The sequence below is a fragment of the Micromonospora arborensis genome (genome assembly GCF_003205615.1).
GTDB classification, from domain to species: Bacteria; Actinomycetota; Actinomycetes; order Mycobacteriales; family Micromonosporaceae; genus Micromonospora; species Micromonospora arborensis.
Genome location: NZ_PYBV01000080.1, coordinates 1 through 12,878, shown reverse-complemented (window position 1 = coordinate 12,878; position 12,878 = coordinate 1). Strand labels below are relative to the sequence as shown.

11 protein-coding genes and 1 pseudogene are annotated in these 12,878 nt (G+C 70.9%); 10 read left to right on the top strand and 2 right to left on the bottom strand.

Annotated features, from left to right (window positions below):
* Positions 1-211: 211 nt before the first annotated feature.
* From ruvC to C7C45_RS32715, 8 genes are all read left to right on the top strand, one after another.
* On the top strand, positions 212-736 hold the full coding sequence (gene ruvC / locus C7C45_RS32750) for a crossover junction endodeoxyribonuclease RuvC (RefSeq protein WP_110568773.1): 525 nt from the start codon (positions 212-214) through the stop codon (positions 734-736).
* Positions 736-1,338: a Holliday junction branch migration protein RuvA gene (gene ruvA, locus C7C45_RS32745; RefSeq protein ID WP_110568771.1), complete on the top strand. Its 603-nt coding sequence runs from the start codon at positions 736-738 to the stop codon at positions 1,336-1,338. Before ruvC ends, ruvA begins: the two co-directional genes overlap by 1 nt.
* A complete protein-coding gene (gene ruvB, locus C7C45_RS32740) occupies positions 1,335-2,402 on the top strand; it encodes a Holliday junction branch migration DNA helicase RuvB (protein WP_110568769.1) in 1,068 nt (355 codons plus the stop codon). Before ruvA ends, ruvB begins: the two co-directional genes overlap by 4 nt.
* Positions 2,403-2,524: 122 nt before the next feature.
* Complete coding sequence (yajC, locus tag C7C45_RS32735; RefSeq protein WP_110568767.1) at positions 2,525-2,881, top strand: preprotein translocase subunit YajC; 357 nt, start codon at positions 2,525-2,527, stop codon at positions 2,879-2,881.
* Positions 2,882-3,158: 277 nt separating this feature from the next.
* Positions 3,159-5,081, top strand: coding sequence for a protein translocase subunit SecD (gene secD, locus C7C45_RS32730; RefSeq protein WP_208641514.1), 1,923 nt, complete (start codon positions 3,159-3,161; stop codon positions 5,079-5,081).
* Position 5,082: 1 nt separating this feature from the next.
* On the top strand, positions 5,083-6,276 hold the full coding sequence (gene secF, locus C7C45_RS32725; protein WP_110568763.1) for a protein translocase subunit SecF: 1,194 nt from the start codon (positions 5,083-5,085) through the stop codon (positions 6,274-6,276).
* 87 nt (positions 6,277-6,363) lie between these two features.
* Positions 6,364-6,930, top strand: a complete 567-nt coding sequence (locus tag C7C45_RS32720; protein ID WP_110568761.1) for an adenine phosphoribosyltransferase — start codon at positions 6,364-6,366, stop codon at positions 6,928-6,930.
* A 170-nt stretch (positions 6,931-7,100) separates the two neighbouring features.
* On the top strand, positions 7,101-9,617 hold the full coding sequence (locus C7C45_RS32715; RefSeq protein ID WP_110568759.1) for a RelA/SpoT family protein: 2,517 nt from the start codon (positions 7,101-7,103) through the stop codon (positions 9,615-9,617).
* Positions 9,618-9,683: 66 nt separating this feature from the next.
* Here C7C45_RS32715 and C7C45_RS32710 read toward each other — a convergent pair whose 3' ends face one another.
* The gene (locus tag C7C45_RS32710; RefSeq protein WP_110568757.1) at positions 9,684-10,523 is read right to left on the bottom strand and encodes a peptidylprolyl isomerase; all 840 of its coding nucleotides are present in this window, start codon (positions 10,521-10,523) and stop codon (positions 9,684-9,686) included.
* Between the two features lie 61 nt (positions 10,524-10,584).
* Entirely contained in the window at positions 10,585-11,469 is an 885-nt protein-coding gene (locus C7C45_RS32705) for a peptidylprolyl isomerase (RefSeq protein ID WP_110568755.1), read from the bottom strand.
* 269 nt (positions 11,470-11,738) lie between these two features.
* Here C7C45_RS32705 and C7C45_RS32700 point away from each other — a divergent pair, with 269 nt between their 5' ends.
* The gene (locus C7C45_RS32700; RefSeq protein ID WP_110568753.1) at positions 11,739-12,458 is read left to right on the top strand and encodes an MBL fold metallo-hydrolase; all 720 of its coding nucleotides are present in this window, start codon (positions 11,739-11,741) and stop codon (positions 12,456-12,458) included.
* A 71-nt stretch (positions 12,459-12,529) separates the two neighbouring features.
* A pseudogene (locus tag C7C45_RS32695) lies at positions 12,530-12,878 on the top strand (histidine--tRNA ligase); the annotation flags it as partial.

Sequence of the window (12,878 nt, the reverse complement as noted above, 5' to 3'; positions counted from 1 at the left end):
GGCGCGGGGCGCGGGGCGCGTGGCGCGTGGCGCGTGGCGCCGGGCGGGATGCCCCAGGGCCGCTGCCGCCAGACGGGGCGCGGATGTCCCACAGGGCGTGTGGGTGCGCGGGCGCCCCTCGGAGGGCGAGGGCGTGTCCCGTGGGGCCGGTGGGAAGGGCGGGAGCTAGGGTGTCGAACACACGTACTGCTGACGGTGGGGAGGGTGCGGCGTGCGGGTGTTGGGGGTGGACCCGGGGTTGACCCGGTGTGGGGTGGGCGTGGTCGAGGGTGTGCCCGGTCGTCCCTGCACGCTGATCGCCTACTACGTGGTCTACACCGACCCGGCCGACGACCTGCCGCTGCGCCTGCTGCACCTGGACCGGTCGCTGACCGACCTGGTCGCGGAGCACCAGCCGGAGAGCGTCGCCGTCGAGCGGGTGTTCAGCCAGCACAACGTTCGTACGGTGATGGGCACCGCGCAGGCCAGCGGCGTCGCCGTGTTGGCCGGGGCGCGTGCAGGTCTGCCGGTGCAGACGTACACCCCGAGCGAGGTGAAGGCGGCCGTGACCGGGTCCGGGCAGGCCGACAAGGCGCAGGTGACCGCCATGGTGACCAGGCTGTTGCGGCTGGCCGAGCCACCGAAGCCGGCCGACGCCGCGGATGCGCTGGCCCTGGCCATCTGCCACGTGTGGCGCGGCGGGACACGCTCCAAACTGGCCGCGGCAGCCGACCGGGCACGACGAGGAGGGGCATGATGATCGCCAGCGTGCGCGGCACGGTGACCGCGACGGGTCCGGATCAGGCGGTGATCGAGGTCGGCGGTGTCGGCCTCGCCGTGCACTGTGCCCCCGGGACCCTCGCCGAGCTGCGGGTCGGCCAGGTCGCCCGGCTCGCCACCAGCCTGATCGTGCGGGAAGATTCGCTGACTCTCTACGGCTTCGCCGACGACGACGCCAAGTCGCTGTTCGAGCTGCTCCAGACGGCCAGCGGGGTGGGTCCGCGGTTGGCCCAGGCGGTGTTGGCCGTGCACACCCCGGACGCGGTGCGCAAGGCGATCGCCAACGCCGACACGGCCGCGCTGACCCGGGTGCCCGGGATCGGCAAGAAGGGCGCCGAACGTCTGGTGTTGGAGCTGCGCGACCGGATCGGCCCGGTGCCGATCGGCGCCGACGGCGTGACCGGGGTGACCCGCGGCAACTGGCCCGACCAGGTTCGGCAGGCACTGGTCGGGCTGGGCTGGACAGCCGGTCAGGCCGATCAGGCGGTGGCCGCGGTGGCGGAGACGATCGAGGGCGAGACGCCGCCGGTGCCGGTCCTGCTCAAGCAGGCCATCCGCCTGCTTGGTCGCACCCGATGAGCGAGACCGACGGGCTTGTCTCGGCGTACGTCAGCGACGCCGATCGGGACGCGGAGGCCACGGTGCGGCCGAGGCGGCTGGCCGAGTTCATCGCCCAGGACCGGGTGCGCGATCAGCTCGACCTGTTGTTGCAGGGAGCGATGCGGCGGGGGTCGCCACCGGATCACATCCTGCTCTCCGGCCCGCCCGGGTTGGGCAAGACGAGTCTGGCCAACATCGTCGCCGCCGAGCTGGGCGCTGGCATCCGGGTGACCAGCGGTCCGGCGATCGAGCGTTCCGGGGATCTGGCGGCGATCCTGACCAGCCTCGCCGAGGGCGACGTGCTCTTCATCGACGAGATCCACCGCATCGCGCGGCCGGCGGAGGAGTTGCTCTACAGCGCGATGGAGGACTTCCGGGTCGACGTGGTGGTCGGCAAGGGGCCGGGTGCGACGGCGATCCCGCTGGACGTCGAGCCGTTCACCCTGGTGGGGGCGACGACCCGTTCGGGTCTGTTGACCGGGCCGATGCGGGACCGGTTCGGCTTCGTCGCGCACCTCGACTTCTACGCCCCGGCGGATCTGGAGACGCTGCTGCACCGCTCGGCGCGGATTCTCGGCGTGCCGATCACCCCCGAGGGCGCGATCGAGATCGCCGGCCGGTCCCGGGGCACGCCGCGGATCGCCAACCGGCTGTTGCGCCGGGTCCGCGACTATGCGGAGGTCCGCGCCGACGGGGTGGTCGATCTCGACACCGCCCGTTCCGCGTTGATCGTGTACGACGTGGACGCGCTTGGTCTGGACCGGCTGGACCGGGCGGTGCTGACCGCGCTGGTCGACTCGTTCCGGGGTGGTCCGGTGGGTTTGTCCACCCTTGCCGTGGCGGTGGGGGAGCAGCCGGACACGGTCGAGGAGGTCTGTGAGCCGTTCCTGGTCCGGGCGGGTCTGTTGGCGCGTACGCCCCGTGGCCGGGTGGCCACCGAGGCAGCCTGGCACCATCTGGGACGTACTCCGCCAAATGGTATATTTGGTGCGGATAGTCCTGCTGCGCCCGATCTGTTCTCCTTGGACACCGATCAGCCGTGATGTGAACGTGATCTGTGCCGCATTCGGTGTTCTCAGGTGCAGGGTTTAGACTTCGCCGCGGTCTGTACAGGACGTGAGAATCCGCCTCCGCTCCGGCACCCCACGTGCCGGGCAGGTGGCCAATGGGAAGGTCAGTAACCGTGCAGTACTTAGCAGCGGGCAGCGGAGCCGGTGGTTTCACGCCGATTCTGATGATCGCCCTGCTCTTCGGCGTCATGTACTTCATGATGATCCGGCCCCAGCAGAAGCGTCGCCGCGAGGCGGAGTCGATGCAGTCCAACCTCGGCCCCGGCGACGAGGTCGTGACCATCGGCGGGCTCTACGGCACGGTCACCGGCATCGAGGACGACACCGTCCTGATCGAGGTCGCTCCGGGCGTGCAGACCCGCTACGCCCGCCCGGCCATCGCGCGCGTGGTCACCCGCGCCGAGTTGCCGAGCGAGCCGGTCAGCGAGGACGCCGACACCGTCAAGGACTGACCCCCTTCTCCGGGGGTCGCGAGTCCGGCGTACGGCCGGTCGACCGGCTTCCGGGCCACCGCGCCCGACGGGGCAGCGGACGAGACGTGAAAACTGGATAGTTGGGTCGACGCCGGACATCGGCACGATCCCGTGACCGTCGGCGTTCCGCGCCGGTGTGTCCGGTCCTCGTGTCGGCATCTCGTCGGCTCAGGTCAGACCCGTCGGCCGGGACCCCCGGCCCGACACCGCCGCCGCTGCGCACAGCGGCGCGACCGTACAGGGAGACAGGACAGCCGTGGCACCACCTCAGGGACAGATGCGCCCCGGGCGGCAGCTCGCCGTGCTCGGGTTCATCTTCGTGGTCCTCTATCTTCTGGTGTTCTTCTCTGGTGCCAGCGGCAGCTTGAAGGACCGGCTCGAGCCCAAGCTCGGCCTGGACCTCATCGGCGGCACCCGGATGACACTGGAGGCGACCAACAGCGTCGACGGCAAGCCTCCGACGGCGGAGAACCTCGAGGAGGCCCGCCAGATCATCGAGAGCCGGGTCAACGCGTTCGGCGTGGCCGAGGCCGAGGTGGTCACCGAGGGCAACCGGAACATCGTCATCTCCCTGCCCGGTGAGAACCGGGACCTCACCGACGTGGGCAGCGCCGCCGAGCTGCGCTTCCGCAAGGTGCTCAAGGGTGCCGACGGCAGCGGAACGGCCGCCGTGCCGCCGCCGGCCGCGACGCCGGCCCCGTCGGGCAGCCCAGCCCCGTCCGGCAGCCCGGCCCCGTCCGGCAGCGCCACGCCGACCCCGTCCGGCAGCGCCGCGCCGAAGGTGACCTCGTCGCCCAGTGGCGGTCAGGGCGGGATGGCCCCGGCGTCGCCCAGCGCCACGCCGACCCCCTCCGCGTCCGCCTCGGCCACGCCGAGCGCCGCGCCCAGCGCCAGCGAAGAGCCGGTGCCGGCCAGCATCGAGGAGCAGCGCAAGGCCGTCGAGCAGAAGGTCGGCGCCCCCGCGTGGCAGGCCGCGACCGGGCTGCAGGCCCCCGCCGACCTGACCGCCGACCCGTCGCTGGCCGACAAGCTCAAGCCGTTCGGCACGCTGTCGCCGCAAGAGGTCGCGGTGCTGCCGGCGCAGATGCAGTTCAACGTGCCGACGATCGGGTGTGCGCAGCTCGACAAGCGCCCCCCGGCGTCGATCTCCGACCCGAAGCAGCAGGTCGTCTCCTGCGAGGACGGCGCTTCGAAGTACCTGCTCGACCAGGCCAAGGTCGAGGGCACCGACGTGGACGACGCCGACGCGGTGCTCGACCAGACCAACGCCTGGGTGGTCAGCCTGGACTTCTCGGGCGACGGCCAGGGCAAGTGGACCGCGCTGACCCGTGAGGCGTTCAACAACGAGGGTCAGGCCTGCGACGCGACCGCGCTGGGTCAGGACGGCAAGTGCCGCGTGGCCGTGGTGCTCGACAACGAGATCGTCTCCTCGCCGGAGATCCAGGGCGTGCTGACCGGCAATTCCCAGATCACCGGCAACTTCACCCAGAAGGACGCGAGCGCGCTGGCCAGCCAGCTCCGCTACGGCGCACTGCCGGTGACCTTCGAGCCGCAGGAGTCGCAGAACGTCACCGCCACCCTGGGCGCCAGCCACCTGCGGGCGGGTCTGCTCGCGGCCGGCATCGGCATGCTGCTGGTCATCATCTACGCGTTCTTCTACTACCGGCTGCTCGGCTCGGTGATCTTCCTGAGCCTCATCCTCTCGGCGCTGCTGGTCTTCGGCGCGCTGGTGGTGCTCGGCCGGCAGATCGGCTTCACGCTCACCCTCGCCGGCATCGCCGGCATGATCGTCTCGCTCGGTGTGGCGGCGGACTCGTTCGTCATCTACTTCGAACGGTTGAAGGACGAGATCCGAGAGGGTCGCAGCCCGCGGAGCGCGGTGCCCCGCGCCTGGATGCGGGCCCGCCGGACGATCATCTCGGCCAACGCGATCACCCTGCTCTCCGCGGTGGTGCTCTACGTGGTCTCGGTCGGCACGGTCAAGGGCTTCGCCTTCGCCCTCGGCCTGGCCACCGTGCTGGACCTGGTCGTGGTCTTCCTCTTCCGGCACCCGATCATGACGATGTTCGCCCGGACCCGGGCGTTCCTGTCCCCGCGGGTCAGTGGTCTGGGCCGTGCGCTGCCGGCCCGCACCCAGCAGCAGACTCAGCCCCGTAACCCGCGCGCCAAGGAGGCCTGAGATGGCTCAAAACGGTCTGGCGAGCCGCCTCTACAACGGCGAGGCCGGTCTCAACGTCGTCGGCCGCCGCAAGCTCTGGTTCGGTGTCGCCGGGGTCCTGATCCTGATCGCGCTCCTCAGCATCGGGCTGCGCGGCTTCAGCCTCGGCATCGAGTTCGCCGGTGGCAACTCGTTCCAGGTGCCGGCCAGCGTCGGCACCCTGGAGGACGCCGAGCGGGAGGTCAACTCGGCCCTCGCCGCCCAGAACACCGGCATCGAGGTGGCCACCGCACAGAAGGTCGGCGGCACCGGCGGCGACACCTACGAGCTGCGTACCCCGCAGCTCAGCGTCGAGCAGACCAACGCGGTCAAGGGCCAGATCGCCGGGGACCTCGGCATCAACGCGGACCAGATCAGCGGCAACCAGGTCAGCGAGGCGTGGGGCAGCCAGGTGACCTCGCGGGCCTTGCTCGGTCTGGTCATCTTCATCGCGCTGGTCATGGTCTACCTGATCCTGCGTTTCGAGTGGCGGATGGCGGTCGCCGCGGTCGCGTCCCTGTTCACGAACCTGATCCTCACCGCCGGCATCTACTCGCTGGTCGGCTTCGAGGTCACCCCGTCGACGATCATCGGCTTCCTCACGATCCTGGGCTTCGCGCTCTACGACGTGGTGGTGGTCTTCGACAAGGTCCAGGAGAACACCCGGGGCATCACCGCCAACAACAACCAGACGTACGGCGAGGCGGCCAACCTGGCCGTCAACCAGAGCCTGATGCGGTCACTGAACACCTCGGTGGTCGCGCTGCTGCCGGTCGGCGGTCTGCTCTTCATCGGTGCCGGCCTGCTCGGCGCCGGCACCCTGAAGGACCTCGGCCTGGTGCTGTTCGTCGGTATGGCGGTGGCGTTCCTGACCTCCATCCTGGTGGCCACGCCGCTGCTGGCGCTGCTGAAGAACTACGACCCGCGGATCCAGGCGCACAACAAGCGCGTTCTGGCCCGCCGGGGCGCGCTCGCCCGCGGTGAGGTCACCGGGAAGGGCGCTGTGAGCCCGGCCGCGGCCGCCGCGACCGATGAGCCGCTCGACCCGGACGCCGCCGCGTTGGCCGGTGCCGCCCCCAAGGTGGGCGCTCGGCCGGCCGTAAAGCGGCCGACCGGTGCCCGGGGCGGTCGCCCGGGTGGCGGCGGCAGCCGGCCGGGTGGCGCCAAGCGGCGCTGACCCGCCAGGAAACACCCGAACGGCGTCCGGCATGCTGTGCGAGCAGCATTGCCGGACGCCGTCGTCGTTGAAGGGAACGGAACAGCCGTGACGGAGACCCACAGCACCGCGGCGCGCGGGGACAGCGGCCCGGAGGCCGCCCGACTGGTGGCCAGCCGGGTGTTGGACGTGCCCGACTTCCCCAAGCCCGGCGTCATGTTCAAGGACCTGATGCCGTTGTTCGCCGACGGGAAGGCCTTCCGTGAGGTGACCGACGGGATCGTCGCCCACCACGGGCGGGACACCTTCGACGTGGTGGTCGGCATCGAGGCGCGCGGGTTCGTCGTCGCCGCGGCCATCGCGTACGCGGCCGGGGTGGGCGTGGTGCCGGTACGCAAGGCCGGCAAGCTCCCCCGCCCGGCGCACTCGGTCTCCTACGCCCTCGAATACGGCGAGGCCACCCTGGAGGTGCACGAGGACGCGTTCACCGCCGGGCACCGGGTGCTGGTGGTCGACGATGTCCTGGCGACCGGCGGCACCGCCGAGGCGACGCTGGACCTGGTCGAGCGGGCCGGCGGAACCGTCGCCGGGTTCACCGTGCTGCTGGAGCTCGGCTTCCTGGGTGGGCGGAAGCGGCTGGCACCGCGACCCGTTCACGCCCTCTTGACCGTTTGATCCCAGACCCGTCGGGCGGAGCCGGCGCCGACCGTCCGGCGGAGCGGCAGGGGACCGTCCGTGCGGGTAGCATTGCCCTTTGCTGACGCCGGCGGTACACCGTCCGGCGACGCGCGACCAGGCCGGCCGATGTTTGGCCGGTGTGTTTCCGGCGAGCGGTGAGGAGGCCGGTGTCCCACGATGTCGTCCCTCCGGCGGAGGGCACGGTGCACCCGACAGGCGACGCTGACGGCTCGGTGACCGACCGGACAGGCGACGCGCCGTCCCGGGTGACGGGCAACGGCTCCGGCAAAGCTGCGGGCGAGAGCGCGGCGCGTCCGACCAGCGGCCCGCCGAGCGCCGAGGCGTCCCCCGGCGCCGATGGGGTGGTGGTGCCGTTCCCGAGCGACGCCGGCGTCGACCCGTCGCCGAGCGGTGGCTTCGGGTTGTCCAACGCGCCCACCGGCCGACGGGTTCGGGCCCGGCTGGCCCGGTTCAACGCGCCCTGGCAGACCTCGCAGGTCAGCGAGGTGCTGGAGCCGCTCATCGCGAGCCACCGCGACAACCACCCCAAGGCCGACGCCCGCCTGCTCCAGCGCGCCTTCGACACGGCCGCGCGGTGGCACTCCGGGCAGTACCGCAAGTCCGGCGACCCGTACATCACCCACCCGCTCGCGGTGGCGACCATCCTCGGCAACCTGGGGATGGACACCACCACGCTGGTCGCGGCATTGCTGCACGACACCATCGAGGACACCGAATACACCCTCGACGCGATGCGCGCCGACTTCGGTGGCGAGGTGGCCCTGCTGGTCGACGGCGTCACGAAGCTGGACAAGGTCAAGCTGGGCGACGCGGCCAAGGCCGAGACGATCCGCAAGATGGTCGTGGCGATGGCCAAGGACCCGCGGGTGCTGGTCATCAAGCTGGCCGACCGGCTGCACAACATGCGCACCCTGACGTTCCTGCCCCGCCCCAAGCAGGAGCAGAAGGCCAAGGAGACGCTGGAGATCCTGGCCCCCCTGGCGCACCGACTCGGTATGAACACGATCAAGTGGGAGCTGGAGGATCTCTCCTTCGGCACGTTGTTCCCGAAGCGGTACGAGGAGATCAACCGGCTGATCGGGGAGCACCAGCCGCAGCGCGAGGCGCTGCTGCGGCAGGTGACGCAGAAGGTGCAGACCGACCTGAAGGCCGCCAAGATCAAGGCGGAGACGACCGGGCGGCCGAAGCACCTCTACTCGATCTACCAGAAGATGATCGTGCGGGGTCGCGACTTCAACGACATCTACGACCTGGTGGGCGTACGGATCCTGGTCGACACGGTTCGCGACTGCTACGCGGCGCTCGGCGTGATCCACGCCAACTGGCAGCCGGTGCCGGGCCGCTTCAAGGACTACATCGCGATGCCCAAGTTCAACATGTACCAGTCGTTGCACACGACGGTCATCGGGCCCACCGGCAAGCCGGTGGAGATGCAGATCCGCACGTACGCGATGCACCGCACCGCGGAGTTCGGCATCGCCGCGCACTGGAAGTACAAGGAGCACAAGGGCACCCAGATCGTCGGCCCGCCGGCGCACATCGACGAGATGACCTGGCTGCGGCAACTGCTCGACTGGCAGCGCGAGGCGGCCGACCCGAGCGAGTTCCTCGACGCCCTGCGCTTCGACCTGTCCAGCCAGGAGGTGTACGTCTTCACCCCGAAGGGTGACGTCATCCCGCTGCCGACCGGGTCGACGCCTGTGGACTTCGCGTACGCGGTGCACACCGAGGTGGGGCACAAGTGCATCGGGGCGCGGGTCAACGGCAAGTTGGTGCCGTTGGAGTCGACGCTGTCCAACGGCGACGTGATCGAGATCTTCACCTCGAAGTCCGAGACCGCCGGCCCCACCCAGGACTGGCTGGGCTTCGTCAAGAGTCCCCGCGCCCGGACGAAGATCCGCCAGTACTTCAACAAGGAGCGGCGCGAGGAGGCGATCGAGGCCGGCAAGGACGCGATCGTCAAGGCGATGCGCAAGCAGGGCATGCCGCTGCAGCGGATGCTCACCTCCGACGCGCTCATGTCGATCTCGCGCGACCTGCACCTGGCCGACGTGGCCTCGCTCTACGCGGCGGTCGGCGACAGCCAGGTCTCCGCGCAGTCGGTGGTGCAGAAGCTGATGGCCGCGTACGGCGGCGAGGAGGGCGCGGCGGAGGACATCGCCGAGACCGCCGTCGCCACCCGGCCACCGCGCAGCCGGCAGAGCAGCAGCGACCCCGGTGTCGTGGTCCGGGGCGTCAGCGACGTCTGGATCAAGCTGGCCCGCTGCTGCACCCCGGTCCCACCGGATTCGGTGTTCGGTTTCGTCACCCGCTCCGGCGGTGTGAGCGTGCACCGTGACGACTGCGCCAACGCCGAAGACCTACGCGCGCAGAGCGAGCGGGTGGTCGAGGTGAGTTGGAAGCTCACCTCCGCCTCGACGTTCCTGGTCGCCATCCAGGTCGAGGCACTGGACCGGCACAAGCTGCTGGCCGACGTCACCCGGGTGCTCTCCGACGAGCGGGTCAACATCCTCTCCGCCACCGTCACCACCACCCGCGACCGGGTGGCGGTGAGCCGGTTCAGCTTCGAGATGGCCGACCCGAAGCACCTGGGCCACCTGCTGGCCACGGTCCGCAAGGTCGACGGCGTCTTCGACGCGTACCGGGTCACCTCCGGCGCCTGAGGCGTACCCCGCACACGACAGCGCCCGCCGGCTCAGCCGGCGGGCGCTTGGTCGTCTGCGCTGGTGTCAGCCCTGCGGCGCGCTCATCGCGAGGTCCTTGATGATGACCTCCTTCTTCGGGTGGCCACCGCCGGCCTGCTGGGCGAACGCCCCGTCGTCGCCGGCCTTGGCCACGTCCTTGACGATGTCCAGGCCACCGGTGATGGTGCCCAGGACCGTGTACGCCGGGTCCAGCGGCGAGTCGCCGTAGACGATGAAGAACTGGCTGCCGGTGCTGCCCGGCTGGCCGGAGTTGGCCATCGCGATGACACCCTCCGGGTACGGCGGGCGCTTGTCGGTGGGCAGGTTCTCCTCGGGCAGGCGGTAGCTAGGGCCGCCCTGGCCGTCGGTGTCCCGCCAGCCGTTGCCGGTGGCGCTGGGGTCACCGCACTGCAGCACCTTGATGCCCTCGGTCACGAGGCGGTGGCACTTGGTGTTGTCGAAGAAGTTCTTCTCCGCGAGGTAGCTGAAGCTGCCCGCCGTGCAGGGCACCAGCGACCGGTCGACCTTGGCGGTGATCGGGCCCAGGTTGGTGTCGATCGTCATGGTCTGCACGCCGGTGCCGGACTGCTGGTTGCTCGGCAGCCCGACGTCCTTGATCTGCGGGGGCCGCTGATCGGTGGGCAGCGCGTTGTACACGCACTCGGAGGCGCCGGCCGCCGCGGTGTTGGTGGCGGGCTTGTCGTCGTCGCCGCCGAGGGTCACCGCCAGCCAGACGGTACCGGCGACCACGAGCACCAGAACGGCGCCCGCACTGATGATCGCCTGCGTCTGCCGGCGCTTGCGGGCCTTGCCCGCGCGCTCGGCCATCTCCTTCTCGAGCCGGGCGCGTGCCGCCGCGCGCTGCCGCTCTCTGGTGGACGTCACGCCTGGATCCTCCTGGCTGTCTGTTGCTGGGTGCCGCTTCTGGGTGGGTGGTGGCGGCCGGTCAGCCGGCGCTCGGGCTGCTGGCCGGGGCGCCGGAGGCCGACGGTGCCGGTGCCGCACCGGTGACCGGCTCACCGACGGTGAGGGTCTGAATCGTCACGTCGGTGCTGGGCTTGACCTTGGCCCCGGTCCCATTGTCCACGGTCGGCAGGGCACCGATCTTCTCCACCACGTCCAGGCCGCCGGTCACCCGGCCGATCACCGGGTACTTCGGGTCGGTGGTGGTGAAGTCCTTGAAGAAGATCAGGAACTGGCTGCCGTTGTTGCCCGGCGGGTTGGCGATCATCGCCACGGTGCCCTTCGGGTACGTCGGCGGCTGGCCGGGGGCCGGGCTGGCCGACGGGGACGCCGACGGCACGGTCGGCAGCTCCTCGTCGTAGAACGAGTAGGTCGGCCCGCCGAGGCCGGTGCCGCTCGGGTCACCGCAGCGCAGCGCGCCGTCGGCGGTGATCTCGTGGCACTTGGTGTTGTCGTAGAACGACCGGCTCGCCAGGTGGGCGATGCTCGCCGCCGCACACGGTGAGTTGGTCAGGCTCAGCTCCGCGGTGATCGGCCCGCCCTGGTTGGTGGTCACGGTCATCGCCCGCGTGCCGTCGGTGGGCAGGCCCTTGGTCGCCGGCGTGCCGACGTCCTTGAGGTTCGTGTTGGCCGACGCGTCCTGCGGCGTCCAGAGGCAGGTCTCCTCCGCGGCCGAGTTCTGCTTCGGGTCGGAGTCGAACGCCCCGAGTGCCCAGGCCGAGCCTGCCACGACCAACACGAGGATCAGAGCGGCACCGACACCGGCCTGGATCTGCCGACGCCGCCGCGTGGCGGCGGCCCGGCGAGCCAACTGCCGGTCGAGCTTGGCACGCGCCAGTTTGCGCTGCCGGTCCCTGCTGGAAGCCACCCGTGCTCCCCTTTCCTCTACCTGGTCGTCGCCGGCGGCCGGGCGTCCCGGCCCGTCCGGGCGTCACGTGTGCCGCGCCACACGCCCGCCAGAGTGTACGGCTAGTGACTGGGAATGTGGTGTACGAGGTCCACCCCGTCCCGAGCAGCGCTTATCGGGCGTTGTCACTGTGCCCTCCGGGGCGTGCGGGACGGACGCGGCGAACTCGCTCGGCACGCCCGTTAGGCTGCTCGGAGGACGACAGCAGCTCGACGGAGAGGACAGCGCCCGTGCTCGTGGCCGGCTTTCCCGCGGACGCCTTCGGCACCAACTGCTACGTGGTCGCCACCGCGCCGGGGGAGCAGTGCGTGGTGGTCGACCCCGGCATCGGGGTGCTCGACCAGCTCGACGCGCTGCTCGCCGAGCACCGCCTGCATCCGGCCGCCGTGCTGCTCACCCACGGCCACCTCGACCACACCTTCTCGGTCGCGCCGGTCTGCGGTGCGCGTGGCATCACCGCCTACGTGCACCCGGGTGACCGGGAGATGCTGGCTGACCCGTCCAAGGGCCTCTCGGCGGACCTGACGTCGCTCTTCGGCGGTCGGCTGAGCTACACCGAGCCGGATGACGTGGCGGAGCTGACCGACGGCGCCACCCTCACCCTCGCCGGCCTGGAGATCGCCGTCGACCACGCCCCGGGCCATACCGGCGGGTCGGTGCTGTTCCGGGTGCCGGGTGCCGGGTCGGGCTGGGAGGCTGACGAGCTGTGCCTCTCCGGTGACGTCCTCTTCGCCGGGTCGATCGGCCGCACCGACCTGCCGGGCGGGAGCATGCCGGCCATGCTCGCCAGCCTGCGCGACAAGATCCTTCCGTTGGCCGACGACACCGTCGTGCTGCCCGGCCACGGCCCCAGCACCACCATCGGCCGCGAGCGCGCCAGCAACCCGTACCTCATCGAGGTGGCGCAGGCCGGCGGCGGCCGACCGGCGGCACCCACCCGGGGCCTCTAGACCTTCTCCGCGCCGCGCGCGGACCCACGACAGCACCGCGCCGCGGGCGCGGAACCGCAAGGAGTACGCCGATGAGCAAGCCCACGCCCATCTCCGGTTTCCCGGAGTGGACCCCCGGTCAGCGGATGGTCGAGCAGTTCGTGCTCGGGAAGATCCGGGACACCTTCGAGCTGTACGGCTTCGCGCCGCTGGAGACCCGCGCGGTGGAGCCGCTGGACCAGCTGCTGCGCAAGGGTGAGACCTCGAAGGAGGTCTACGTGATCCGGCGGCTGCACGCCGACGCCGAGGGTGCCGGCGGTGACGACCAACTCGGGCTGCACTTCGACCTGACCGTGCCGTTCGCCCGGTACGTGCTGGAGAACGCCGGCAAGTTGACCTTCCCGTTCCGCCGCTACCAGATCCAGAAGGTGTGGCGGGGGG